At 48.9% G+C, this 25362-nt stretch carries 23 protein-coding genes; 11 read left to right on the plus strand and 12 right to left on the minus strand.

Annotated elements, in window-relative coordinates; genetic code table 11:
* Nucleotides 1–12 precede the first annotated feature (12 nt).
* Nucleotides 13–2670: a magnesium-translocating P-type ATPase gene (mgtA, locus tag Mpt1_RS06740; RefSeq protein ID WP_048113363.1), complete on the minus strand. Its 2658-nt coding sequence runs from the start codon at nucleotides 2668–2670 to the stop codon at nucleotides 13–15.
* Nucleotides 2671–2811: 141 nt separating this feature from the next.
* Between mgtA and Mpt1_RS06745 the strand changes: the two genes are divergently transcribed.
* Together Mpt1_RS06745 and Mpt1_RS06750 are read left to right on the plus strand one after the other, a co-directional pair.
* Entirely contained in the window at nucleotides 2812–4062 is a 1251-nt protein-coding gene (locus tag Mpt1_RS06745; RefSeq protein ID WP_052399332.1) for an ArsB/NhaD family transporter, read from the plus strand.
* 47 nt (nucleotides 4063–4109) lie between these two features.
* Nucleotides 4110–4769, plus strand: a complete 660-nt coding sequence (locus Mpt1_RS06750) for an HAD family hydrolase (RefSeq protein ID WP_048113365.1) — start codon at nucleotides 4110–4112, stop codon at nucleotides 4767–4769.
* On the opposite strand, the gene Mpt1_RS06755 is transcribed toward Mpt1_RS06750, so the two are convergent.
* From Mpt1_RS06755 to Mpt1_RS07505, 3 genes are all read right to left on the minus strand, one after another.
* A complete protein-coding gene (locus tag Mpt1_RS06755) occupies nucleotides 4766–5428 on the minus strand; it encodes an HVO_0476 family zinc finger protein (RefSeq protein ID WP_048114032.1) in 663 nt (220 codons plus the stop codon). The genes Mpt1_RS06750 and Mpt1_RS06755 overlap by 4 nt on opposite strands.
* 5 nt (nucleotides 5429–5433) lie before the next feature.
* Nucleotides 5434–6009 carry an MBL fold metallo-hydrolase gene (locus Mpt1_RS06760; protein WP_048113367.1) on the minus strand — a complete coding sequence of 192 codons (576 nt, stop codon included), beginning with the start codon at nucleotides 6007–6009 and terminating at the stop codon, nucleotides 5434–5436.
* An 85-nt stretch (nucleotides 6010–6094) separates the two neighbouring features.
* A complete protein-coding gene (locus Mpt1_RS07505; protein WP_082007282.1) occupies nucleotides 6095–6256 on the minus strand; it encodes an AbrB/MazE/SpoVT family DNA-binding domain-containing protein in 162 nt (53 codons plus the stop codon).
* Nucleotides 6257–6289: 33 nt separating this feature from the next.
* On the opposite strand from Mpt1_RS07505, the gene Mpt1_RS06765 reads away from it, so the two are divergent.
* The 4 genes from Mpt1_RS06765 to Mpt1_RS06775 all read left to right on the plus strand — a co-directional run bounded on the left by Mpt1_RS06765 (nucleotide 6290) and on the right by Mpt1_RS06775 (nucleotide 8501).
* Nucleotides 6290–6982 carry a hypothetical protein gene (locus tag Mpt1_RS06765; RefSeq protein ID WP_048113369.1) on the plus strand — a complete coding sequence of 231 codons (693 nt, stop codon included), beginning with the start codon at nucleotides 6290–6292 and terminating at the stop codon, nucleotides 6980–6982.
* 132 nt (nucleotides 6983–7114) lie between these two features.
* Complete coding sequence (locus Mpt1_RS06770) at nucleotides 7115–7609, plus strand: tetratricopeptide repeat protein (protein ID WP_048113371.1); 495 nt, start codon at nucleotides 7115–7117, stop codon at nucleotides 7607–7609.
* Nucleotides 7610–7628: 19 nt separating this feature from the next.
* The gene (gene yidD / locus Mpt1_RS07940; protein ID WP_394295798.1) at nucleotides 7629–7850 is read left to right on the plus strand and encodes a membrane protein insertion efficiency factor YidD; all 222 of its coding nucleotides are present in this window, start codon (nucleotides 7629–7631) and stop codon (nucleotides 7848–7850) included.
* 84 nt (nucleotides 7851–7934) lie between these two features.
* Nucleotides 7935–8501 (plus strand): HemK2/MTQ2 family protein methyltransferase, encoded by a 567-nt coding sequence (locus Mpt1_RS06775; RefSeq protein ID WP_048113373.1) that lies wholly within the window; start codon nucleotides 7935–7937, stop codon nucleotides 8499–8501.
* Here the strand turns inward: Mpt1_RS06775 and gatE are convergent.
* Nucleotides 8491–10356, minus strand: a complete 1866-nt coding sequence (gene gatE, locus Mpt1_RS06780) for a Glu-tRNA(Gln) amidotransferase subunit GatE (RefSeq protein ID WP_048113375.1) — start codon at nucleotides 10354–10356, stop codon at nucleotides 8491–8493. The two genes, Mpt1_RS06775 and gatE, sit on opposite strands and share 11 nt — an antisense overlap.
* A complete protein-coding gene (gene gatD / locus Mpt1_RS06785; protein WP_052399333.1) occupies nucleotides 10349–11647 on the minus strand; it encodes a Glu-tRNA(Gln) amidotransferase subunit GatD in 1299 nt (432 codons plus the stop codon). The genes gatE and gatD overlap by 8 nt, the downstream gene beginning before the upstream one ends.
* Nucleotides 11648–11717: 70 nt before the next feature.
* Here gatD and hypB point away from each other — a divergent pair, with 70 nt between their 5' ends.
* Genes hypB through Mpt1_RS06805 form a run of 4 tightly spaced genes read left to right on the plus strand, consistent with a single transcriptional unit; the run spans nucleotide 11718 to nucleotide 15077 of the window.
* Complete coding sequence (hypB, locus tag Mpt1_RS06790; protein ID WP_048113377.1) at nucleotides 11718–12368, plus strand: hydrogenase nickel incorporation protein HypB; 651 nt, start codon at nucleotides 11718–11720, stop codon at nucleotides 12366–12368.
* A gap of 9 nt (nucleotides 12369–12377) precedes the next feature.
* Nucleotides 12378–13688, plus strand: a complete 1311-nt coding sequence (purD, locus tag Mpt1_RS06795; protein WP_048113379.1) for a phosphoribosylamine--glycine ligase — start codon at nucleotides 12378–12380, stop codon at nucleotides 13686–13688.
* A gap of 2 nt (nucleotides 13689–13690) precedes the next feature.
* Entirely contained in the window at nucleotides 13691–14467 is a 777-nt protein-coding gene (truA, locus tag Mpt1_RS06800) for a tRNA pseudouridine(38-40) synthase TruA (RefSeq protein WP_048113380.1), read from the plus strand.
* 25 nt (nucleotides 14468–14492) lie between these two features.
* Entirely contained in the window at nucleotides 14493–15077 is a 585-nt protein-coding gene (locus tag Mpt1_RS06805; RefSeq protein WP_052399334.1) for a translin family protein, read from the plus strand.
* Between the two features lie 20 nt (nucleotides 15078–15097).
* On the opposite strand, the gene Mpt1_RS06810 is transcribed toward Mpt1_RS06805, so the two are convergent.
* From Mpt1_RS06810 to pyrF, 3 genes are all read right to left on the minus strand, one after another.
* Complete coding sequence (locus tag Mpt1_RS06810) at nucleotides 15098–15922, minus strand: CARDB domain-containing protein (protein WP_148305859.1); 825 nt, start codon at nucleotides 15920–15922, stop codon at nucleotides 15098–15100.
* A complete protein-coding gene (locus tag Mpt1_RS06815) occupies nucleotides 15880–21618 on the minus strand; it encodes a hypothetical protein (protein WP_048113385.1) in 5739 nt (1912 codons plus the stop codon). Before Mpt1_RS06815 ends, Mpt1_RS06810 begins: the two co-directional genes overlap by 43 nt.
* A gap of 106 nt (nucleotides 21619–21724) precedes the next feature.
* A complete protein-coding gene (gene pyrF, locus Mpt1_RS06820; RefSeq protein WP_048113387.1) occupies nucleotides 21725–22369 on the minus strand; it encodes an orotidine-5'-phosphate decarboxylase in 645 nt (214 codons plus the stop codon).
* Between the two features lie 58 nt (nucleotides 22370–22427).
* Here pyrF and Mpt1_RS06825 point away from each other — a divergent pair, with 58 nt between their 5' ends.
* Nucleotides 22428–23486: a radical SAM protein gene (locus tag Mpt1_RS06825; RefSeq protein WP_238603116.1), complete on the plus strand. Its 1059-nt coding sequence runs from the start codon at nucleotides 22428–22430 to the stop codon at nucleotides 23484–23486.
* On the opposite strand, the gene Mpt1_RS06830 is transcribed toward Mpt1_RS06825, so the two are convergent.
* The 3 genes from Mpt1_RS06830 to Mpt1_RS06840 form a co-directional block, all read right to left on the minus strand.
* Complete coding sequence (locus Mpt1_RS06830; protein ID WP_148305860.1) at nucleotides 23477–24076, minus strand: hypothetical protein; 600 nt, start codon at nucleotides 24074–24076, stop codon at nucleotides 23477–23479. The two genes, Mpt1_RS06825 and Mpt1_RS06830, sit on opposite strands and share 10 nt — an antisense overlap.
* 106 nt (nucleotides 24077–24182) lie before the next feature.
* Entirely contained in the window at nucleotides 24183–24821 is a 639-nt protein-coding gene (locus Mpt1_RS06835; RefSeq protein ID WP_158386799.1) for a S1C family serine protease, read from the minus strand.
* Between the two features lie 49 nt (nucleotides 24822–24870).
* Nucleotides 24871–25344, minus strand: a complete 474-nt coding sequence (locus Mpt1_RS06840) for a hypothetical protein (protein ID WP_048113390.1) — start codon at nucleotides 25342–25344, stop codon at nucleotides 24871–24873.
* Nucleotides 25345–25362: the final 18 nt, after the last annotated feature.

Here is a 25362-nt window from a genome sequence, read left to right on the forward strand (position 1 = left end):
CGACTGCGCTGATCACAACAATTCCGAATATCTTCTTACGAACTGCCTCTTCACGATCGTTACAAGTATCATATACCCGAGTATCGTCAGCAGCAAGAGAGGATAGAACATTCCCGGAAGCGGCGACATGTTGAGGGCATCGCCCACGGCCGTATACGGGATGACCGTGCCTACGGTGATCCCTATTGTTGTTCCGAGGAGGAGCGGCAGCGAAGCACGGCTCTGCAGGAAGGGGATCTTCGGCGTGCGGATCATGTGTACAACGAACATCTGCGTCCAAAGTGATTCGACGAACCATCCGGTCGTGAACAGCACTGCGAATGCCGCCTGCTGTTCGGCCCCGATAGCACCGTAGGCGCCGCCTATTGCCGCGGGGCATACAACGAAGAATAACAGAATATATGTGGTAATATCAAAAACAGAGCTGGTCGGGCCTATCCAAAGCATGAATCTGCTTATAGAAGAGGCGTCCCACTTCCTCGGGACCTTGAGGTATTCTTTATCCACATTGTCCCAGGGGATCACAATACATGATATATCATAGATCAGATTGAGCATCAGTATCTGTATCGCTAGCATCGGCAGGAACGGCAGGAAGACGCTTGCGACCAGAACGGAGAACATGTTCCCGAAATTCGAGCTCGCGGTCATCTTGATGTATTTGATCGTGTTCGCATAGATTATGCGTCCTTCGATCACCCCTTTCTCAAGCACCATCAGGTCCTTCTTGAGCAGGATTATGTTCGCTGATTCCTTTGCGATATCAACGGCCGTGTCCACAGATATCCCGACGTCCGCCGCCTTCATGGCGGTCGCATCGTTGATCCCGTCACCCATGAACCCGACCGTGTGACCGTTTTTGCGAAGCGTTGTCACGATGCGCGATTTTTGATCGGGAGATAACTTTGCGAACACGTCCGACCTTTCGACAACTTCGCTGAGCGTCTTGTCGTCCATGTTCTCAATATCCGACCCCAGAGTGACCGTTTCGGAGAGTATGCCTATATGCTGGCATATGCACTTTGTGACCGCATCGTTGTCCCCGGTCAGCACCTTTACCCCTACGCCGTACTCGTTCAGAGAGCGTATTGCCTCTGCGGCACTCTTTTTCGGCGGGTCAAGGAAGGCCAGATACCCGATGAGCGTCATGCCTGTCTCGTCGTCGGAGTTGAATGTGCCTGCCGACGGCGGATTATTCTTATGGGCAAGTCCGAGCACCCGCATCCCGCCTCTGTTGTAGCCGTTGACCTTCTTCATTATCTCTTCCTTGAGACTGTTCGTCATTGGCTCCAACACACCCTTATATTCGGCATCCGAACATATCATCAGCATCTCCTCTATCGCACCCTTAGTGATAAGCTGGGTCTTACCTTTTCCATCTGATACGACGACGCTCATCCTTCTTCTGTTAAAGTCAAAAGGGATCTCGTCCACTTTTTTGTATTTCTCGAATACGTTCGACAGATTCTCGGCAATGGCGCGCTCTATAATCGCTATGTCCATCTGCGTCTTCAGGCCTGTTTGATAATAGCTGTTGAGGTAAGCATGACGCAATACTCGCAGATCCTCGTCGCCGTTTATGTTCAGATGGAGCTCCAATATTATCTTGTCATAAGTGAGCGTTCCTGTCTTGTCGGTGCACAGAATATCCATGGCGCCGAAGTTCTGGATGGAGTTCAGGTCCTTCACGATCACGTCTTTCTTTGACATGGAGACCGCTCCCTTTGCAAGGTTTGTGGAGACGATAAGAGGGAGCATTTCCGGCGTAAGGCCGATCGCAACAGACAAAGCGAACATAAGGGCCTGCGTCCAGTCCCCTTTTGTGAAACCGTTAATGAAAAGCACTATAGGCACCATCACCAGCATAAAGCGTATGAACACCCACGATACCGACGATACTCCTTTCTCAAAGCTTGTCGGCTCCTTCTTAGCGACGAGCTTTTTCGCTATTCCTCCGAATATTGTCGAATCCCCGACCGAACACACGATGGCTATGGCGGAGCCGCTCACAACGGTGGTCCCCATGAATGCCAAATTATCATAGTCAAGAGGATTCTTTGATAACTTTTCTGATATCTTCGAGAACTTTTCGACGGGCTCGCTCTCACCTGTCATCGATGACTGGCTTACGAAAAGATCCCTTGCTTTGAGTATTCGCACGTCGGCGGGTATCATATCTCCGGCAACAAGCCGTATTACGTCACCCACAACAAGCTCATCAATAGGTATCTCATGGTACTCTGAGGAGCCGCGGTAAGTTGCGATGGTGGTCTCGACCATCTCCGACAGTTTGTCGGCGGCCTTGTTGCTCCTGCCCTCCTGGATGAACCTGAGCGTTCCGCTTAACACGACCATGACGGTTATAATGGAGACGGTCGGGATGTCCCGTTCCGTAACGAAAGATATCACCGCAAGGACGATGAGGACCATTGTGAATGGGCTGACGAACGCCCCGAACAACTGCACGGGTACGGAGGTCCTTTTTGCCTTTGTAATCACGTTCCTTCCGTACTTGTCGCGCGAGGCCTCTACCGATTCTTCCGTGAATCCGTCAAAAGTGTTTCCGTACTCGCTCAGAACATCGTCTGGGGTCTTATGCGCCGCAGAGAGGAGATTCTTGTTTGATCCCGCTTGCGTAGCGGTCTTGGCAATAGTTTTCCTCCCCAGCATTCAGACTCCTCCCTTTTTGAACGCACCTCGTGTGTGTAACCCTGTATTCCCTGAACATATATACGCTCTCTGAGCCGATGTGGCACGTGCTCTGGAAAGATTAATCATCGATGTTACATTTATCCTGTCTGGGCACACATTTTGGACGCGATACTTGTTACGGCGGCAGTATTCCTCTTCACTTACGCTCTTATTTCAATGGGTAACGTTCCTAAGTTAAGGATCAACCGCGGTCTTGCGGCGGCTCTGGGCGGCATCCTGCTGATCCTGCTCGGCATAGTTCCGATCTTCGATGTGCTCGGTCTCATTAATTTCAACGTGATCTTTCTTCTGCTGGGCATGATGATGCTCGTTGCGGGCCTTGAGTTCTCCGGATTTTTCCACATTGTTTCCAACATGCTTGTGGCGCGTTCGGGAAGCAAGGTGAAATTGCTCGGATACGTCATGGTCCTGTGTGCGGTGCTCTCGGCCGTCGCTCTGAACGATGCTATTGTCCTGATATTCACTCCGATCGTCATAAGATGCTGCCGTATCACCGATTCCAACCCCATCCCTTACCTGATCGGCGTTATGTTCTCCGCGAACATCGGAAGCCTTTCCACAGCTATCGGCAATCCGCAGAACGCATACATCGCCTCCAAGGCGGGGCTCTCCTTCATCCAGTTCTCCGCACACGCTCTCCCGATATCATTGGTGTGTCTGCCGGTAGCATTCTTGATGATATACCTGATATTCAGAAAGAAGCTTTCCTCAGAAGAGATCGTTCCGCCTGCCGACATAGAGATGGAGGTCGACCGCAACAGACTCTGGGCGGTCATTATTATCCTGCTCGGCGCGCTGGCCGGCTTTATCGTTTCAAGCAGTATCGGGATCTCTACCGGAGCAATAGCCCTTGTCGCGGGCATTCTGGCACTTGTAGTAGTTATGACGAGGGCTCCGAAGAACATCGTTTGGGTCGCAAAGAAGGTGGACTGGCGCATTCTTTTGTTCTTCATTGGTCTGTTCATAATAATGGGCGCTGTCGAAAAATCAGGATTGCTGGCTCAGATCGCATCGTTTTTCCCGGGGTTCGGACCGGGCGAGACGCCTTCACTGGTCGGTGTGGCAGGATTCTCAGCGCTTCTTTCCAACCTTGTAAGCAATGTTCCCGGTGTAATGCTTCTCGGAAGTATGATCCCTCCCAATGACACAATGCTTTGGTTCGCTTTGGCTGCATTTTCGACGCTTGCGGGCAACGCAACGATCATCGGCTCCGCCGCCAACGTGATCGTTTCCGAACGCGCAGAGAGCCACAACGTCCATTTCAACTTCTGGAAGTTCGCATTGATAGGTGTTCCGGTCGCTTTCGTGACCTTGCTTATTGCAATCGGCCTTCTTACGCTGATGTTCTGAACACATCCGGCCAATAATTTTATCTCTCTCAGACAATAACCCCGCCAATGAGGAAATACGACCTTGTATGCTTCGACATGGATGGAGTCTTGACATCCATAAGGAGCTCGTGGCATTGGATCAACCTGTGCCTTAACATCAATAACGATGATACTTTCTTTGCTTTCGTCACAGGTCAGATCGATCAATCCGAATTCATGAGAAGGGATATAGCCAGATGGAAAGAGGTCAAGCCTGATATCCGGGTTCTGGACATCATAAGATTCCTTCAGGAACTTCCGCTCAACGAGGGGATACAGGAAACGATCGCATGCCTGAACAGCAGCGGAATAAAGTGCGTGATAGTCAGCGGAGGCATTGACCTTGCGGCGAGAATGATCAAAGAAGAATTCGGATTCGACGACTACGCAGCGGACGAGATATGCTGTACTGCCAACGGGGTCCTTGTCGGCGAGGGCAAGCTCCACGTGGATCTGAAAGACAAGGGCATCACGGTCAGACATTTCATCGAAAAGTACGGCACAACGAAGGAAAGGACGGTCTCCATCGGAAATTCGCACACAGACATACCGATGTTCAGGAACTCCGGGATGTCGATAGCTTTCAACCCCACCGACGACTCCACTAGAGAGGCCGCCACGTACGTTGTGGAATCGAAGAACATCTCGGACGTTCTCGATTATATTATTCCGCAGGAAGAGCCTTAATCATCGTCGAAGTCAAAACCGTCGGGATCATTGTCCTCTTCGAGATCGAGTACCTCGTATCTCTTCTTGCGCATCTTTCCGTATATCCTCGTGATTTCCCTTGCCTCTGCGGTCCCGTTCTTGATGAGTTTTTCCTTCGTTTTTATCGCGTGGACAATAGTGTCAAAGTTCTCGAAGGATAGGATCATGCCTGTGGCGAACTCATCGTCCGGCTCTGCGGGAGTTCTTACCGAATATGTCTTTTGCCCGTCGTTGACGGACACCTTGACGCTGAGCACATCGAACTGCTTTACCCAAAGGGCCTTTATCTGGTCCGCTTGGAATTTTTTACCGTTCTTGCCGTCGATCGCCTCGATCTGAGTGATGCATACTCTCCTTCCGTCCTCGAGATAGAATTCGTCGCCGATCCTCAGGATCTCGTTCGATTCCAGTTCCGTATCGATCGTCTCTGTTTTATCTGCATCGCTGAAAAGCACCTTCACCTTCAGGATCCTCGGGATCCTGACCGTATCCGAGAATACCCTGCCGCACTCGGTGCACCTGAATGTTCCGGTGATGTTGTCCTTACCCATCCTCCCCTTCAGTATATCATGCTCTGTGATGTCTTCACAGTCGGGACATTTTATGTACAGACTCTCCGGCATCTCTCTGTTCTTCATTTTTATCACCTGTTCACCAAGAAGGGGGGGTCGTGCCCCGGTATTATCACATCGGCATACTTGGTTATCATCTTTATACTTTCCATCGCCAGGCCGGGGTCGATGTTGATCATGGGTGGTGTCATTTTCTCATAATTTCCGTGTCTGGGTAATGCGTCGCCCGAGATCACGTACTTCTGATCCGCTTTTACGAAAATGCTTATCGAACCTTCCGTGTGCCCGGGTGTGTGAACGATCTTCACTCCGGGGAGTATCTCTTTGTTTATCTCTATCGGCTTCGCTCCGCTAACGTTGCCTTGTTCGGCCGGATGCATTAGGATCTCAGCGTTCTCGAACATGTCGTTGTTTCCGATGTGATCGTGGTGGGAATGCGTCAATATTATCGTGTCAATGTCCTTCGGAAAAACACCTATCTGCTTGAATGAGGTTTTTATCGCAGGCTTCATGAACGGCGTGCTGGTGTCGACCACGATGATCCTTTCATCGGTTCGTATCAGGACGGATGTGGAGAACGCATCATACACCTTCCCCTCTTCATCTCTTTTGAGACCCCCGATCGCCAGTACGTCCAGTTTTATCATCGCACTCTGAATGTCTTTGCATATAGAAGTGTGTTGTTGACTTTACGGAAATAAGTCTGGAGACCTATAAACCACTGCAGAAGAATCATTTTCGTACAAGTTTCCCTGCATCGATGTAAACTTTCCCGTCCTCTTCGAAGAACAGGATGTAATCTCCTTCTTCAACGTTCAACATATCTTTTATCTTCTTAGGTATCATTATCTGAAGTTTCCCAGAGACAAGCGCCTGAGCGATATGTTCGTCCATAGGAGGCTATCGCACTTCCTACTGATATTTTAAATGCAAAGTAACAAAGAAACAAATAAACAAGTAATAAATTTATACTTTGTTTCCCTTCATGTTTTAGATTGGAGCATATCTAATACAAAGGAAGTTGAGGACATGACATTAAGGCCTGGAGGACTTAGAAATAAAAAATATTTTTATGGCGGAGGGTGCGGCTTTTCAAGCAGAGGCAATTCAAGGATTGAGAAAGATATTGATTTAATAAATATATCTGAGGCTCCAAAATTCATTGATGCGCTCAACAAATGGGGTTTTGATAGAAAGGAGATGAACCTCATCGAACCAATCGTCATTACGGGTCCGATAGAAGCTACTGAAACCATCCATTTACAAAACGGTGGAATAAAAAAAAGGGCTCTTTTTAAAGTAGGACGAGATGGCATAATGAGGGGGTATTCCTCGAGCACATACATTATGGGATTTACAGAAAAACAAATTGCATTATACATTAAGGTTTGGAACGTTGAAGATTTCGACATTAGTGTCAGAACAGAGGAAATATTCTACAGAGATGTTGTATCAATTAATGTAAGGGATGAAACTGTGGGTGATAGAAAATATTGTATACTTACACTGCAAGTGCCAGGGAGTGATAGTTTCTCATCCGGCTATGTGCCCCAAGGAAAATTGAATGACCGGCACATCCAGGCTGTAAAGAATCTAATACGCGACAAAAAGATGCAATGAGTGTTTAGCTTGAATGTCTTTACGCTTGTTTGTCCCTACTGTGCTGCACCAATATCCAACAATTCAATAAAATGCGAATATTGTGGTAGAGAATATGTTATCTCCTCTTTTTCTTCACTTTCAAAAAATAGCATGTCGGAAATCAAAAAAATTGGAGATGCGTTTTCCAAAGCATTAGCTAACAATCCGATAGATTCTACATTGAATCGATCAATGGGTATTTGCTTTACTTACCTTGGACTATACGAAAAAGCATGTGCGTGCTTTGAAAAAGTCATTGATATCAACCCAGAAGGGAGTTTCGGATACTATGCCATGGCAATATGCTTATTAAAGGGAAAGCCAGCATTTTTGTGTGAGAAGAAAACAATAGATAAGTCGATAGAATATCTAAACGCAGCAATAATGATTGAAGATTTTGGGATTTTTCAATATTTGATGGCGTATATCAAATATGATTATTATAGCCGTAAATTTCTCAACATAAAGCCTGATTACCAACATCACCTCGATCGTGCACACTCGATTGGCATTTCCAAGGAAGATGTGTACAGCATTTTTGATCTGTTAAAAGTAGAAATGCCAGATTGCTTCGAAGATCGCGCTGGTTTTGCTAGCAATAAATAATATGGATGCAAGCTCAATGATGAATCCTTTAAATTATTATGCAATTGGATTAATAAAGATGTATCAACTACTAACTCATGATAGGGACCATAGGTGTTTGCATTATCCCTCGTGTACTGAATATATGATACTTGCATGGAAAAAATATGGGTTCCTTAAGGCGTTGTATAAATCAATCTACCGATGGATGAATTGTAGGCCAGATTCAAAGGCAGATATCCCCTATGAAGATTGGCCATAAAAATTATCCAAACAACAAATTGTAGATTAATTAAGCGACTTTGCCGTTATGTTCTTTTTTATCTCTGGAATTTCATTACTTAGCATGGAATACCGCCCAGATCTTATCGTGGAAAAGGATGATGAGGTCTACCCTCCTTCAGATGACAGCATCCTCCTGATAGGATCTTTTGATGTGAAAGAAGGAGAAAGGATACTGGAGATCGGGTGCGGTTCCGGGATTGTTTCGATGCATTGTGTTCTTTACGGCGGAGTTGTAACGTGCGGGGATATCAACGAAAAAGCCGTGGCCTTGACAAAAAAGAACATGAAACTCAATTCGCTTTATGCAAGCGTCGTCGAGACCGACGTATATTCCGGCGTAAATTCAAGATTCAACACGATCATATTCAATCTCCCGTATCTTCCGGTCAATGAGAAGGGAAAATTGGCAAAGGCATGGTCCGGGGGAGAGGACGGTCTCGGGCCGCTTCCGAAGCTGCTCTATGGTGCGCCGAGCCACCTTCTGCCCGGCGGGCGGATAATTGTTGTTGTCTCGTCGTTGATGGACCAGGAAGCTCTGCGATCTATACTTGAAGGCTTTGAGGTAAGGACCTTGGCGGAGCTGCCTCTCTTCTTTGAGGAACTCAGCGTCCTTGAGATCATCCCATGAGCTTCTTTATCTCTTGTGCCAGCAGCTCGTTCGCCTGCTTGCCGTCTATCTTTCCTCTCAGAGCGGCCATTACCGGTCCCATCAGAGGTCCGATGGCATCCATGCCTTTCGATCTCACGAATTCCTCGCGTTCTTTTATGATCGATGCGATGATCTTCGAGGCCTCGCCGCAATCGACAGCCTCCAATCCTAACTTACAGACCGCCTCTTTTATCTCTGTCCCTTCGGCGATCTCTCTCAATAAAGACGGCAATGCTTCCTTCGAGAATTTGTTCTCTTTCAACAGTTTGAACAGTTCTATGATCTTTGCTTCGCTTATCGAATCCGGATCTATATTCTCGCGTTCCAGCTCAGTGTAAGTGTTCGTCAGCGTGGTGGCCGCCGCCGCGGTCATTCCTGTCTTCTCGGCAACCTTTACGAACAACTCATCGCGGCTCTGCCTTACTATCTGTGCGGCCTGTTGTATGTTTATACCGTATGTCGATCCAAGCCTCTTGGCTATCTCTTCGGGATACTCCGGCATATTCTCTTTCAGGCGTTTCATTCTTTCTTCGGTGATCGATATCGGCGGAACATCCGTTTCCGGGTACATCCTTGCGGCTCCGGGAAGCGGCCTTGAGAACCTTGTCGTACCGTCCGGGAGAGGATCCCTGGTCTCTTCGGGCACGCCGTTAATGGCGAAGTTCGCTCTCATAACCGCTACTTTCAACGCATCGGTGGCTTTCTTCTCTTTCTCTGCGCATATTACGAACGCATCTTCGGAAGACAGTTTGAAATGTGCTCTCAGCGCGTCGACATATTCCTTCTCTATCCCATAATTGGGAAGTTCGTCCGAATGGAATATTCCTTTCACTCCTCTGGTCCTGGCATATTGGGCCATCTCCGAACCGAGTCTGAGTTTTCCGTTGTCTCCGTTCAGTACGCCGGCGAACCCCGGAAGTTTTACGGCGATGACCTTTCCCTTGTCACTGAGTGCGCTTTTGATAACTTTGGAGGAACTCCTTGAGAACATTTCAGTAACATCGACGGGCAGGAACTCGACGGTCTTCGCTTTCCTCTCGCTCAGGATGCTCTTTATTTTTATGAGCATCTTCTGCCTCTCCATCTCATTCCTTACATAGTCTGGAAGCAGCCTGAGCTCCTGAGCTCCTTTGATCTCGACCCTTGCCCCTCCCGGGATCGAGATGTTTATGTCCTCTCTTATTGTTCCTATTCCGCGTTTTACCTTCTTCGTCGCTCTCAGAATGGAACCGAGTCTGAGTGCGACCTCCATGACCTCCTCGGGGGTCTCCATGTCCGGTGCCGTCGCCACTTCGATAAGCGGTATCCCAAGCCTGTCCATCCTCCATAATACGACATTCCCGGATGCTTCGACCTTCCTTGCGGAATCCTCTTCCAGACAGACCGATGATATCCCTATTTTCTTACCATTGACCTCGACAGCTCCGTCCATTGATATCAGTGCCGTTCTTTGATAGCCTGTGGTGTTGGAGCCGTCTATGGCGATCTTCCTCATGAAATGCACTTCATCCACAATGTTAGCGTTCAGCATCATCGAGAATGTCAGCGAAGTGTCCATAGCCTCCTCGTTCACATTGTGCGGCGGCTCTTCATCAAGCTCGCAGAGACAGGTACATCTCTCGCAGCATTGGTATCTGAAACCTTCGCCTTTTTCGTATTGTGCCAGCGCGGCTCTGTCGATCTCTCCGGACTCGCCTGCCGTGGGCCTCAGTCTGCGGTAGAATGCGCCGTACCCTTCATCCATAAGGGTGCTTTCGCAGTCGCAGAACAGCTTTTTCGTGTCAAGCTGCTGATGGATCTCTATGCCGCATTTGAGCTCTCTCTCTTTACTCATCGACGAACCTCCTGTCTCCCATTTCCTCTGCGATAGGGGCCATCATAAGCTTCTTCGCTCCTTCGGCGTTCTTTGAGTTGGCCAATGCCCACATGAGTTTTACGTAAGCTGTTTCGGGGAGCATGTCGAGTACCGCTATCGCACCCGCGGTGAGCATGTCCCTTCCCGTGTCGTATACATTGAGATTGGTGCGGCCGTTCAGGCATTGCGATGTTATCACTACGACCGAGCCGTTGTCGCAGGCCTTCTTTATCAGCGGGACCATGCTTTCACCCACATGCCCGAGGCCTGTTCCTGAAATTACGATACCTTTGCTCTTCATCATGATCCCTTCAAAGAGTGCGGGATCCATACCGGGATAATATTGCAGGAGTATCGTCGATCTCTCCATCTTCGTCTTTGCGACAACCTTCTCCGAAGTGACATCCTTTCCTTTCATTTTGAATTCGATCTTTCCGTTCTCGTCGACGATCGCAACCGGCGGAACGTTAATGCTTTCGAACGCGTCGCGCCTGGACGTGTGCATCTTCCTTACTCTTGTTCCCGCATGGACCGCGAACAGATCGTCCCCGAGACCTTTATGCATTACAACGAACACACCTGCCGTCCTTCCGCTGACGCAGAACCTTGCCGCAGCGAGTATGTTGGACGGAGCGTCCGAGGACGGTCTGTCCGGAGAACGCTGCGCTCCGACGAGTACGACCGGTTTCGGGACGTCTCCGAGCATGAAAGATAGTGCGGCGGCTGTGTATCCCATGGTATCCGTCCCATGAAGTATGATGACCGCGTCTGCGCCGCCGTTAATCTCGCTTGCCACAGCTTCGGCAAGTTTCTGCCAATGTTCCACACTCATATTTTCTGAGAATACCGAGAACAGCATCTTTGCCGAGATGTTGGCAACATCTCTTAGTCCCGGCACGATGTCAACGATCTCCGACGCTGAGAGTGCGGGATGCAGTGCCCCTGTCCTATAATCTGTATTAGATGCTATGGTGCCGCCTGTACCGATGAAAGATATCTTTGGAAGTCCGGGTTTGCCCTCCTCTTTGCTTTCCTTTATCCGGCGGGGCTCCTGCTGTCCCAGGACCTTTATTTCAGTTCCCGGTTCTACCTTTACGCCTACGTTGTAGCCGCTGCTTAGTTTCAGTACGATGATATCTTTGCCGCTGAAATCATGATGCGGCATAAGTATGCCTGTGTATGTCTTGCCTTTGGATGCCACCGATAGTTTGGAACCTTCCTTAGCTCCGATGCCTTCCAGCAATTTGGATAAAGAGACCGAATAGCTCATTTGCTCACTTCGCGTAGTACTGTCTAATGTATAAGGATAGTGTTTTTATTATAGAAGACATCCTACCCTTATGCACATTGTCCAAGTAGGTATGGAATACGATGTTCTCAGAGAGAACAACAAGATCGCTAATTCCAATTACCGCCTGCTTAAGGATCACGGCATCAAGACGATAGAGTTCATGGGTTCGATCGGATCCGGCAAGACCGCTCTGATAATAAAATTGGCAGAGAAGATGAGAAAGAAGGGCCTCAAAGCATGTGCTATCGCAGGGGACGTTACGGGGGACGATGACCAAAGGAGAATGAAAGCGTCCGGCCTCGAATCCGTTAACTGCAACACCGGCCACGAATGCCATCTTGATGCGAACCTGATCAAGAAGAGCCTTGAGAAAATAGATCTGGACAGATATGATGTCATACTTATCGAGAACGTAGGGAATTTGGTGTGTCCCGCCGACTTTCCGTTGGGGGCTGATTACAGGGTCGTTGTTATCTCAACGACGGAAGGGGACGACATGGTGAGAAAACACCACGACATATTCCTGCATTCGGATGTTGCGATCTTGAATAAAATGGACATTGCCGATGCCGTGGGAGTCGACCCGGAGATCATTTTGAACGATTACAGAAAACTCACCGGCGGACTGAAGACCATGTACAGATGCAGTGTGAGAACAGAGGACGGCCTGGACGAGATAATGTCTGCGCTGGGATTGTGAGGTGGAACTATGAGGATCTTAACTGTCGGCGGAGGAGGGAGAGAACATGCCGCTGTTGAGGCATTGTTCCGCTCCGGCGCCGAGATATATTCGGTGATGAGGAATGTCAACCCCGGAATAATAGGCAGAGCAAAAAAATATAAGATCGTCGACGAAAAACGTATCGACGACATCTGCGAGTTTGCAATAGAACACGATATCAATTACGCATTCATCGGACCGGAAGCTCCCTTAGAGGTCGGCCTCGTTGATGCCCTGGAGAATATAGGGGTGAAATGTGCCGCACCTACGAAAGCGGCGGCAAGGATAGAGACCTCCAAGGCTTTCATGAGAGAGCTTGTTTCGAAGCATAACATCGATGGTAACCTCAAATACGCATCATTCAACAATGCGAGCGATGCCGAGAAATACATCAGAGCGCAGGCCTCCGAGATCGTCGTCAAGCCGATCGGATTGACGGGGGGGAAGGGAGTGAAGGTCCAGGGAGAACACCTCCACAACCATGAAGAGACGATGGCGTACGTCAGAGAAGTTCTGAGCGTAAGCAGTATGGGCGGCGTTATCATCGAAGAGAAGGCGGTCGGTGAAGAGTTCACCCAGATGGTCTTCGTCGACGGCAAGCACATAGCGCCGATGCCTTTGGTACAAGATCACAAAAGGGCCTATGAGGGAGATGTCGGCCCCAACACCGGGGGAATGGGTTCATATTCTGATGCGAACCACCTTCTTCCGTTCGTTCCCGAAGAAGCCAGGAAGAAGTCCCTGGCGATACTTCAGCAAATAGTCAACGCAATGAGTGCCGAAGGATGCCCTTATGTCGGCCCGATGTACGGTCAGTTCATGCTCACAAAGAACGGCCCAAAGATCATAGAGATCAACGCAAGATTCGGAGACCCGGAGGCAATGAATGTCCTTCCCATATTGGAGACCGGGTTCTTTTCCATCATCAAGGATATGGTATCCGGAAAGCTCAAGGATGACATAAAGTTCAAGCCTCTTGCCACAGTGTGCAAATACATTGTCCCTATCGGCTACGGGACATCTCCCCAGTCCGGGCATGAGATAAGCGTTAACGAGAAAGGCGTCAGTGAATGCGGTGCGGAAATGTTCTATGCCAATGTGGATATGGTCGACGGTAAACTTCTGACAGGGACATCCAGAGCGATCGGTTTGGTCGGGATCGGTGCGACGATCGAGGAAGCTGAGCAAAGATGCGAATCTGCCCTGAAATTCATTTCAGGCAGCGGCATCTGCGTACGTCATGACATAGGCAAACGCAGTTTGATCCAGAAAAGAGTGGATCACATGAAGAGTCTCTGATCATGATCAGAACCGCTGTGAAAATAGCCTATCTCGGGGAATGCTTCTCCGGTTCCCAGATGCAGCCCGGCTTCAGGACTGTCGGGGGCGACATCCTCTCCGACCTGAAGACGATCACAAAGATGCATGATGAAGAGATAGATCTTAAACTCGCAAGCAGAACAGACAAAGGAGTCAACGCTCTGGGCAACGTCGCTGTGTTCAGCAGTAACATCGAAGACCCAGACATAATACTGAAGGCGTTGAATGCGGTTTCAAAGGACATTTTCTACAGAAGCGTCGCCTTCGTCAATGACGATTTCAATCCGAGATTCGCCGAAATGAGGCGGTACAGATATGTTCTCCGTTCCGACGGAATGGATCTGCCTGCAATGAGAGAATGCGCCGAGCTGTTCGTGGGGGAACATGATTTCGTAAGATTCTGCAAGCCTGACGGGAAGTCCACAACAGCTGTGCTGAACTCCGTCGACATACGGAAAGAAGATGGTGTGATCATTTTGGACTTCGCCGCCCGGTATTTTCTTTGGAACATGGTGCGTCGCATAGTTGCCGCCATCGCATCGGTGGGAGGGGGGGATTCGTCCTTGTCCGACGTAAAGGATGTGCTTGACGGAAAGGACATGACCTTCGGCATCGCAAGACCAGATGCGCTTACACTCACCGATGTCTATTACAAAAATGTTGAATTCATGACGCCTTCGGCAGATGTTTTGGATCGAAGGATCGAAGAAGAGATGTTCAAAGATAAATTAAAGAATCTGTTCTTTGCATCATTGTAATAATCCCGGATGCGATTATCGCTTCATGAATAAACTTGCAGAGACCGCCGAGGAAGCGGTTGCGATATTTCGCAATGCCGAATCTAAAAGAGAGAATACGATCCGATGTTCCAGATCGATAATCCGAGAGACAAAGAGAATGATCCATTCGATACACAACTCCGAAGATTGTTCTGTCAACAAAGAGAACCTGCGCAAACTTGTCGCCGATCTCGTCGGATATATGGACGGAGGTTTGTTTGAGAACGGTCCTGCAGATGATGCGTTGGCAGAATATGCCGAAGCGATCATATTCGAGTCTGTCATCAATGGCGATGATATGCCTTCGTTCAAAGAGCTTGGGATCGGTCCCGGGCCGTGGATCCTGGGCCTTGCTGATTGCCTCGGCGAGATGAGACGTATTGTATTAACGTCGCTTGTCTCGGAGGATATGCAGCGTGCAACGTCGGTATTTTCGGAAATGGAAGAGATATTCTATGTGATAATGATGTTCGACATACCTGACCAAATACTTCCAATCAGAAGGAAACAGGACATAGCCAGAGGTGTTATGGAAAGAACACGCACCGACATCACAAATGCAATAATCATGCTGAAAGTAAAAAGTTAAAATGTTTTTAAGGGGCGCGTTCAGCGCCTTGACTTCGGCTTGCCGTAGTTCTTGACCGGTTTGCGGTACAGATAGATCACAACAATGAGAAGCACTATCAACAGTATGAACAACAGGATGTTGAACAGACCGTAGTCGGAGTGACCGACATAGAATGTGTCGTGCCCGCCGACGAATGACGCTTGCCCTCCGATGTTCTCGGTCCCCGCCACGAGTTCATAGTCGTGCCTGCCGCTTGACAGATTGTCCACTACCAGATTGTATGTCACTGTGGTCGTACTGCCCGCAGTGGCTGATACCAAGGTCTTGCTTTCTTCCAACAACTTTCCGTCTAATTTGAAGTAGACGGCAAAGTCGGTAAAGTCCACATTGCCATTGTTACGCGCTGGCGCACTCAACACGATCGGATTCACGACCGATATTGTCTGGGTCCTCTCTGTGTTCTCTGCAGCGGCTCCATCGATGGCAACCTTGAATGTGACCACAAGAGTGTACTTTCCTGCTGTCGCGGGTGCGGTGATGGTAAGGGTCGACTCCACGCCGTTGGTCAGCGACCCAGATGAGGGAGATACTGCATTGGGTTGAGCATTACCTCTACTGTCATTCAGCACAGCCGTATAGTTAATGCTGATCGTTGTGGCTTCCGGTTCAAAGAACATTATCTGATGTGTCAGACTGCCTTTGACCGCCACCACATTTGTATCTCCGTGGATGTAAGATGTCGATGCATCTACATTCGATGATTCTTCGACCAGGACCGCTCCTGCTACGAAGATCATTACCAGAACTGCGATAGCAGCGATTATCTTCTGCGTACGAACACCCCCTTCTTCATCCCGAGCCATACCATTGCAATCACCAATACGATTAACAGCACTATCAACACGAGTGTCAGGATCGGCACTCCGCTCGGTTCGTTGTATATGTTGTCCCCTGATGCAGACATTTCTTGCACCTCCAGCGTAGCGGGAAGCGCTTCCAGTCCGCTTATACTGACAGTTGTGCCGTCAGACGTTCCGCCGATGCTGCTGGTCTTAAGAGATTGACCGGGCGTCAGCATTGTGACCGATATATTGACCTTCGGGACGCTTGTATCCGATGCATCCGTTGACATGACCTTCACATATACAACGGTGGCTCCGAAGCCGTTGACATTGAACGTGTTCGTTCCTGTCGCCGGCGCAATGTTGCCTCCGTTTTTGTCGGAGTATACCATCGACCAGCTGCCGCTAGCACCTACCATTGTTGCAGTGACTGACACTGCCTTGAGATAGCTGTCGTTGTTGGTTATCGTCACTGCATACATGTATTCAAAGCTGTTAACCGCATCTGCACTGGCTCCTGCGGTCCCTCTTATGTCTGCGTATGTATCCGTTGTTGTTACATTGGTACCGGTTCTCGGGAACGCACCGGCATCCAACACATATGTTCCGACCGATGTTCCGTTTATCGATGTTACCGTTACAGAAAGATTGGGGTTGCCCGCACCTACTGTTCTGGCATCGTAACGACCTTCAATCAATATTGTGGCAGTCTGCCCTTTGTCTACAACGACCGAATACGCTTTGTTAAGAACCCATGCCGGCCCCGCAGTAATATTGTATGTAGCTTTGACTGTACCAGTGTTTTTTATGCTCAGTGTGAACGAACCGCGCCCATCGGCAAAGTTGAATCCCGTTCCGGTAAGTTCGGGGACTGTGCTGACAGATGAGGATGTCGTCGAGTGGAAGCGCACATCGGCACCGTCCTTCACTTGGCTGGCTGTCAATGATTTTGCTCCTGTGTATGTATATTTCATGCCGCCGATCGTCTGGCTTAGGTTCGAAGTGAGCGTCATCGCTGTTCCGGAAGGCACAACAATGTCGAATGTTCCTCCGGACACTGTGAACGGGACCCTTACGTTGCCATATGTCATTGTAAGCGTTCCGTCCGCAATGACTCCCATATATCCTTTTATCTCCGCTTTGGCCACGCCTGTAAGATCCAGGGTCAGCGGACCCGAGACATTTGTTGCGGTCGCATAAGCGATCTTCTTATTGTCGTTAGATACTGAGGTGAAGTAGAAACTCTTGCCCCTTTGGAGATAGTAAACGGATGGAGCGTTTGCGTCTTTATAATATGCTCCTTTATCATCGTCTGTTGGCGTTACTGCGATTTTGTCCGTGTCCGAGGTCCCGGTGAGCGTGACCTTCGCCACGCTAGTAGCCTGTATGTTGAGGGATCCTTTCTGTCCGGGATAAATATAGACCGTTCCGTTGAAATAGGAACCGGTGCTGCCGTCGATGACCGCGGTGTACTGTCCCGGTTGGATGTTTGCAAAGCTTGTACCTGTGTAGGTGACGTTTGAGTTGCCGTAAAGCGTTAACTTCACCGTTACGCCGTTTGTCACGCTGACCGACCTAACATATCCGTTCGTTGCGGCATTGGTGTTTGTGCTTGAACCGTCCGCTTCGAGTGTGAACGTATATGATGCCGCCCCTGTGCCTGGAACGAAGTCGTTCGATCTGGCAGGCATATTGAATTTTTCTGTGCTGAATCCTGCGGATGTCACCTTTGCGGCAACATTCTGTGGGATGGTGAATACTGCTTTTCCTGTCGAGTCGGTCTTCGCGACTATGCTGTAGTCATGGCCATCGACGTTGAGTACCAGCAGAGTGAGATCGACGAACCCGATCCCTCTTGTCGACGGGGATGACATATTCGTCTTGTAGTTCACCGTAACGGTCAGGTCGCGTGATCTCGATGTCGAAATGTTGCCCATATCCTGATTACCGGAAATGGTCACTGTCGACAGCGATGCGCTCATGCTAGTGGAACTGAAGATATACATCGTATATGTTCCGGCAGGCAGAGTGACATTGAATTTACCATCCGAGCCTGTGGCAAATATGAACGTTGTACCGTTCGACATTATGAATGAAACGGTTCCTGTGAACACACCGTCGCTGCTGCTCTTCACAGTACCTGATACATTATATCCGGTTGCCTGGCTGAGTGATATGCTGGTGCCGTTGGTCACGCCATAGTAAACATTGCCGCCGCTTACTGCGTATGCGGTGTATGTCTCGTTGGTGCTTCCGCCGCTCATCGGTACTGCGATCGGCGATGTTGTCGAAGATGTGGTGAATCCGTATGACATGACCGTCACAAGGCTTCCGGCCGGGGCCCCTGAGACAGATATGTTCTTTGCATCGAACACTGTCAGGGATGCCGACGATGACCCGCCGCTGGACACCGTCGATGACGGGTTTGTGGTCGAGATCTTTGAACCTGCCGCATACACAATATATGTTGCCGGCACGACCTGGATCGTTGCCTTGCCGTCGGCCACGGTTCCGGTGTACACGATACCCGTGAGAGTATCTTTAGCCGAAATGACCGTTCCGTCTGGTGCGCTCGCACCTACGTCGTTTGTCACGGTCACAGTTATGGTACCGGACGTTGCGGATATCTGATACCCTGAGTTGTCCCCTACGTTCACTGTAACGGTTGCGGAGTTGATCACCGTCCCGTTGGGAGAGAACACCGTAATCTTGTATATATCTGGAACGATGTTGCCGAAACTGAATCCTGCTGTCGCCGTGTTGACGTTAGACTGATATTTCATTCCGGATGCTTTTCCTTCTATAACAACATACGAGTTTTGTGTGTATAGGCCGTCTTTGACGGTGACCGTACCTGACAGGTTTGTTGCCGGGATGTTCAGATTTGCATTGGACTGGGTCATGTTCCAGCGTGTCTCGATTATGGAACCTGTTGCAATCGTGCTTGTTCCTGATGAGAATACTACATAATAAGAGGTGCCGTCATTCGGAACCGATATTGCATAGTTTCCATTTGAGTCGGTGAATGCGGTCGATCTCTTCACGTATCCGGCCTCTCCGGATGCCGAAGAGCCGGAGGCAGACTCGACGAATACAGAGACCTGTATTCCGTTTGCACCGATGTTTCCTGTCGACGATTCGTAGTTCACTGTCCCAGTGACCGTATTGGTTGCAGAAGTGTCATACTCAAGCACGACCACTCCGTTAACATAGTTGATCAGCCCTCCCTTTTCGCTCTGGAGTGCTATCGCGCCCTCGGGACCGAGTGCGTCCATGTCGACCCACCCGCTTGATGCGCCCGTCGCATTTTTGTCTGGGTTGTAGTAAACATGCCAGTAAGAGATCTTGTAGTTGGAGAGCCCATATCCGGGGTTGGCCTTCACCGTCCCATCGCTGACCGCAAGAGCATTCAGATATGCCACGGCTGAGGAGTATCCCGCTTCAGATGGGGACATTCCGATCAGCGACTTCCAGAAGAACGTTGTGTACATTGCGTCTGTGTAGGTTGCATAACCTGTTGTTGTATCGTATGAGAAGAACTGTGTCGGCGCACCGTATGCTCCGATGGTATAGCTTCCCAAGTATGCGACCGTCGCAAAGTTCGAGTTGTCCCTGTAGTACAGCGGAAGCATTGTCATGTCGACCGCCACATATCTTATCGACTCGCCGCTCTTGTCGCATATCTTATCATAAAGTGTGCCTATGCTCGGCTCCGGGATGGTGGTCGTGATGTAGTTCGTGACCGCAAGATAAACGGCATTCTCATCCGTTACGTTGGGGCTTATTCCGCTGAATACGTCAAAATTGTCTTTAACGAACTGAGCGGCGGAAGATGGGTCGCTGATGTATCCGTTTATCTTATCGAACGACAGGCCTGCATCGGTTATGATCCCTGAATAATCTGACAGATTCTTACTCATCAGCAAACGCACGGCCATGGCTGCCGTGGCTGCGGCGCTGCTGCTTGCCAGCAATACTGCCGACATGGCTGATGCACCGCCCCCGTATGCATCCGTAACGGAATCGAATCCGCCGTTGGAGACCGCGGTGGTGGAATTACCGAACCAGGTTATTATTGCGCCTTCTGTGTCTGTGCCTTGGAAGTCGCTCCACATTTTGTTGATAGAATTCACATCGTCTGTCATTATCGTATATCCGAGACCGCCGAAGTACCCGCCGTTCTCAGAGTTCGTCGGGGTGCTTGCATCCACAGCATATATGAGATTGGGTGCTGCGATCAATGCGACGACCGCAATGACCGTTACAAGCGGTATAGGCTTCAGAGCTTTCTTCAAAGCGAATTTCACTCCGTTACCTCTCATGTCGTGGAAGTAGGTCTTCAGGCCGGCCATTCTCATGACCATGAGTATCAGCGCCGAGCCTGCTACTGCGAACCCGGCGCCTGCTACCGCCGCATAGGATGACGAATACCATCCGATGCAGAACATTGCCATAATCCACAGCATGATGAAAGTGTATTTTCTCGAGTCCATGTTCTTGCGGTACTTGTACAACATATACAGGAACATCACAAGAGGTAACCAGACAGTTACCCATCCGAAGAATGCCGCCATTGATGAGACCGATGTGGTCGTTGACCGCGACGACAGGCTGGCCATCAACGGATTAGTGTATAATGAATTGCCGTTTATGACGGCGGAGAATATGTCCCCGGCAAAGACAGCAAGAACAGCGAACACGACCACGGCGATTATTATCGTCACCGGGATCATAATCACCCACGACCTTTTTGCGGTGAGTGCGAAGAACAAGCTGAGTGCGACAGTAATTATTCCAAGTACGAACGGCCCCGAGAACGCAAGGTTCCAAAGGCCCGCCATAAGATAGTACGGGAGAGATATCAAAAGTCCGATCAGTACGATCACCGAATAGACCATGACCGTCGGCATGACCTCTTTTCCCCTGATACGGTCAACTATCGCCTGGAAGACCATGAACAACAGAAGCATCAGGAGTATCACGCGGAACTGGCTCCATGAAAGCGCTATAAGCAGGAACAACACTCCTGCGATGATCGTGTATTTTAGTACTCCTCTGCTTGCGAACACGCCGAATCCGCTCGGCTGATCCTTATCGACGCCTTCCAGAGCTTTGAGCACGAAGTATATCATGAATGCGAACAGGAACCCGACAAATGCGAATTCCGTACCGTTGGAGAAGACGGTTGTCATTATCATCAGCGCAAAGAATGCGTACAAGAGCGCTGCGAGGAGACCTATCTTCTCATCATTGAACATCTTCCTTCCGATCAGATAGACCGGCCAGCATGTAAGGGCCGCAAATATGGGCGCCGCAAATGCCAGAGTTCCCGCCGCAGCGGTTCCTGCGGATACACCGAACATGGACACTACGCCTGCGACGCCTGCGAGGATGACATCCATGAACACAGGGTAGACGACGGTTGATCCGTACGGATAGTTAAGTGCCGGGTCGGTGAAAGAGAACGAACCGTTCAGCATATTTCCGATTATGTGTGCGTGGCTTGATGCACCGGTTCCGCCGGACAGAGCAAAATCGTTGCCCGCAGAAATGCCGAAAGCGAAAATGAACCTTATGATAAAGGCCACCACCATTATCGCTAAAAGTGCTATCAGGCGCCACTCTCTTTTGAACCATGACTCCTGGGAATCATCCGATGCCGGCAGGAAGCCCCCATCCGAAGTGGGTTTGGCTGACTTAGTTGTAGATTTGCGCATTCTAATTGTCTCCGTTTATTAGAGTGGTGGCTCATACCTGACTGCGTATTTATAGCTTTATAGAGATTCGCGCGCATTAATTTTAACAAAACTCCTGCCGCGACCTTCACAAGAACGGCTTTATCTCATCTCTTATGACGGCCGCCTCGCGTGCTGGGTCTTTTGCACCGTATATCGTCCTTCCGACTATCACATAATCCGCGCCTGCGGATATCGCCGAAGCTGCGCTTCCTCCTTGCGCCCCAACACCGGGAGAAAGTATCTTCAGATCCCCTATCATCGACCTTATGGCCTGGACCCTTTCGGGCCTGGTCGCCGGAGCGATGAAACCCGCCACTCCGCACCTTACACCTAACTCCGCCATCTCCTCCGCGTGGAGTGCGGTGAACTCCGCGCCGCCGGGATGGCTCATCTCCGTCACAGCGAATATATCGGCCTTTCCCGCCGCTTTGACGGCCTCTCTGAGAGAGTCCTCTCCCGTGAATACGTGCACTATCACCCCGGAAGCTTTCCTTGACACCGCTCCTTCGACGATCAGGCGCACCGTGTTCGGGATATCGGCGACCTTGAAATCACATATAACGTCGGAGAACTCAGACAGCTGGGTAATCATATTCGGTCCCGCAGACAGAACGAGCGGCCAATTGATCTTGATCGCATCGACCATACCGGAGACCGCCTTCGCTGTCTTGAGCGCCTTTGCCGGATCGGTCTCGTCCAATGCGATTATGAGTCCCGTCTCTCTCCTCATTGCTATCTCAATCCCTCCAATATTTATTAAGACATCGCACCATCTCATATCGATCGAGTTGAAGATCTACGACTATGGCTCAGCCTCCAACTGCCCTCTTCCGGAAGGGTGCAAACACTGTGTGAACGGATCGAAGATGGTCCTTTTCATTACAGGAAAATGCGGCACGGATTGTTTCTACTGTCCAGTTTCTCCGGAAAAGAAAGGGAAGGATGTCATATTCGCCAACGAAAGAAGGATCTCTGAACTGAGCGAAATGCTGGAAGAGGCGGAATCAATGGATGCCGCAGGCACCGGGATAACCGGCGGAGATCCTCTTTCCAATATGGATCGAACCATAACGGCAATAAAAATGCTCAAAGAACATTTCGGGTCGGAACACCATATCCACCTTTACACTTCGATGATCGACCTTGACAAAGCGAAGAAGCTCTGCGACGCGGGCCTTGATGAGATAAGGTTCCATCCTCCCATGAGCCAGTGGGAGACAATGAGCTTCGACGTTGTGTCAAAGATCATCTCGGATACTTCATTGGATGTCGGTATGGAAGTGCCGGCGATACCCGGAAACGAAGAAAAACTCGAGAAGGTCGTCGTCGCTGCGGCAAAGGCAGGCATCGGTTGCATCAATATCAATGAGTTCGAGTTCTCCGAAAGCAACTGGAATATGATGGAAGATCTGGGCTTCAGGGTCAAAGACGACCTGTCTTCGGCGGTTGCCGGTTCAGAAGAGATGACAATAGCTTTGATGAAGAAATATCCCGAGATACCGATCCATTTCTGCTCATCCACATTCAAGGACGGCGTACAGCTTAGGAACCGATTCATCAGAAGGGCCAACGTGATCGCAAAGGAATATGATGTCATAACAGAGGACGGCACAATCCTGAAAGGTGTTGTTTATGCCGATGATCTGCGGGAGGCCGCCGAAGCTTTGATAAGATTGAGGGTCCCGAAGGATCTGATGTTCGTTGATGAGGAAAGGAACAGGATAGAGGTGGCGTCTTGGAAATTGAAAAAGATAGCGAAAAAGCTGCCATACAAGTCGTACATAGTAGAAGAGTATCCGACCTTCGATAGGATGGAAGTTGAAAGGATGCCTTTGGGTCATGAATGACTTGTTCGTTTGACTCCTGTATCAATAAGACGGTATCTTTTAAATGCACTGAAGTAAGGGTGACTTTTTGAATAAGAATAAGCTTCAAAATAGTTAGTATCATCGGGCCAGTTGTTATTCAAAGTCATTTCGTCTGGGAACGTATCAATGAAAGACTGCGGACAATGCCAATGATCACCTTCGCCATTAACATCTATCATCCAAACCACCTTTGGCTCATAGGCGGATGAAGGGACTGGCTCAAAATCCCTTATGTCTACAGTTATCTCCGGCATAATGGAGTACGGGGGTATTGGGTGCCCTAGACACACCTCGATAACAATAACTGTATCACCTACTCTTTTCAGATATTCCTTTGCAAAATCAAAAATTGACCAACTTGTTGATCCGTATGCGATCCAGTATTCAAACATATCAGGAATGGATCTATCTCTAATGCCGTTTGGGTTCCAGTATTCAATCTGATCGGGAGTAATATCGTTTATGCTTGCAGTATGGAATCTCGTATCTCTGTACTCAAAAAGCGTATAGTCATCATTTTTTTCGATTAGTGATGCCACATCATCCACTTGTTTATCGGTTAAGAACACTATTTGAAAAGTCACGCACAATGATTTAATCGTACATAAATAAACATACGTATAAGCATCAGAAATAAGATTCGTTCTGGAAAAAAATGGAATGAACCTCTTTATTTCATAACGAATCGAGATATTTTTGAATAACGTCTGAGGGTATTGCGTAGCTCATTCCTTGTACTAAGTAATCGCCGCCGTTGAGCCTGAAAGTCATCATTCCGATCACTTTCCCTCCTTCGTCAAGCAACGGTCCGCCGCTCCCTCCCCTGTTGAGTCCTATGTCGACCTGTATCATCAGTCTTTCATTCCCTGAATATTTGACATTTATCAGAGGAACAGATATTATTCCTTTAGAAAGAGACAGTCCATAACCCATTGAGTTGCCTATCGCATAAACGTTCTGACCGTAGCTAAGTCTGCCGCTCTCTCCGAAAATGAATACATTGGTTTTGATTGCGTTGTCAAACTTTAACACTGCAATGTCTAAGGCCTCATCGAACGATATTACGGAAAGAGGATACTTTTCTTCACTGTTGTAAAACACAGCAAAGATATTTTCATTCACAACTCCGTTCGTAACAACAACGTGACTGTTGGAAATGACGATCGGTCCGTTGTGGTCGATAATGAACCCTGTCCCAGTTACTTCGTTTATCCCCTCTCCGCATATGATCTCAACGGCGGATGCCATCGCATCATTGCCGGAGAAAGGTTTCTCATCATTGTTTGTCACGTAAACAATTACACAGGAAACCAAGATTGCGGATAAAAAAATAGAAATGGGGATCAAATAATCTTTTTTCATATCACTTGATCCCCGAGTCGATTAAACGATATTTTGTGAACCATTCAAAATATGGATTTGTTTTTGTTGGAGTATACCCAAAGAAATCTTCAGCACCTTTTTCTAGCCTATAATCTTTCAACAATTTTTCATCAGGTAGTGTGTCTATTAGAGGCTTCGGCCATTTACCTGAAACATGATCTTTTAAATCAATTGTAGTCTCGTGCATCAGAGTGTGGGGCGGTATGGGATATCCCAACCAAATTTCAACCACAATAAATTGTCCTTTATTTTTTTCATAATATTCTTTAGCCAGATCGAATATACGCAGAACATCTGCCCATAATGCTAAACCATGTTGTATCATGCCCGGAATTATCTCTACAGGCTCTATCAAACCAGGCTGACTGAACACCATGCCCTTGTAATCATAGTTTGGGTACTCCCCCCCAATATACCTTGCCAGTTCCGTCACGGATTCGTCTGTAAAGAACATTACTTGTGAAGACATCTA

The sequence above is a fragment of the Candidatus Methanoplasma termitum genome, from assembly GCF_000800805.1.
GTDB classification, from domain to species: domain Archaea; phylum Thermoplasmatota; class Thermoplasmata; order Methanomassiliicoccales; family Methanomethylophilaceae; genus Methanoplasma; species Methanoplasma termitum.

Coding starts and splice junctions, on each gene's coding strand:
- mgtA (WP_048113363.1), bottom strand. CDS start 2,670: ATGCTGGGGAGGAAAACTATTGCCAAGACCGCTACGCAAGCGGGATCA.
- Mpt1_RS06750 (WP_048113365.1), top strand. CDS start 4,110: ATGAGGAAATACGACCTTGTATGCTTCGACATGGATGGAGTCTTGACA.
- Mpt1_RS06755 (WP_048114032.1), bottom strand. CDS start 5,428: ATGAAGAACAGAGAGATGCCGGAGAGTCTGTACATAAAATGTCCCGAC.
- Mpt1_RS06760 (WP_048113367.1), bottom strand. CDS start 6,009: ATGATAAAACTGGACGTACTGGCGATCGGGGGTCTCAAAAGAGATGAA.
- Mpt1_RS07505 (WP_082007282.1), bottom strand. CDS start 6,256: ATGGACGAACATATCGCTCAGGCGCTTGTCTCTGGGAAACTTCAGATA.
- Mpt1_RS06765 (WP_048113369.1), top strand. CDS start 6,290: ATGCAAAGTAACAAAGAAACAAATAAACAAGTAATAAATTTATACTTT.
- Mpt1_RS06770 (WP_048113371.1), top strand. CDS start 7,115: ATGTCGGAAATCAAAAAAATTGGAGATGCGTTTTCCAAAGCATTAGCT.
- yidD (WP_394295798.1), top strand. CDS start 7,629: ATGAATCCTTTAAATTATTATGCAATTGGATTAATAAAGATGTATCAA.
- Mpt1_RS06775 (WP_048113373.1), top strand. CDS start 7,935: ATGGAATACCGCCCAGATCTTATCGTGGAAAAGGATGATGAGGTCTAC.
- gatE (WP_048113375.1), bottom strand. CDS start 10,356: ATGAGTAAAGAGAGAGAGCTCAAATGCGGCATAGAGATCCATCAGCAG.
- gatD (WP_052399333.1), bottom strand. CDS start 11,647: ATGAGCTATTCGGTCTCTTTATCCAAATTGCTGGAAGGCATCGGAGCT.
- hypB (WP_048113377.1), top strand. CDS start 11,718: ATGCACATTGTCCAAGTAGGTATGGAATACGATGTTCTCAGAGAGAAC.
- purD (WP_048113379.1), top strand. CDS start 12,378: ATGAGGATCTTAACTGTCGGCGGAGGAGGGAGAGAACATGCCGCTGTT.
- truA (WP_048113380.1), top strand. CDS start 13,691: ATGATCAGAACCGCTGTGAAAATAGCCTATCTCGGGGAATGCTTCTCC.
- Mpt1_RS06805 (WP_052399334.1), top strand. CDS start 14,493: ATGAATAAACTTGCAGAGACCGCCGAGGAAGCGGTTGCGATATTTCGC.
- Mpt1_RS06810 (WP_148305859.1), bottom strand. CDS start 15,922: ATGGCTCGGGATGAAGAAGGGGGTGTTCGTACGCAGAAGATAATCGCT.
- Mpt1_RS06815 (WP_048113385.1), bottom strand. CDS start 21,618: ATGCGCAAATCTACAACTAAGTCAGCCAAACCCACTTCGGATGGGGGC.
- pyrF (WP_048113387.1), bottom strand. CDS start 22,369: ATGAGGAGAGAGACGGGACTCATAATCGCATTGGACGAGACCGATCCG.
- Mpt1_RS06840 (WP_048113390.1), bottom strand. CDS start 25,344: ATGTTCTTTACAGACGAATCCGTGACGGAACTGGCAAGGTATATTGGG.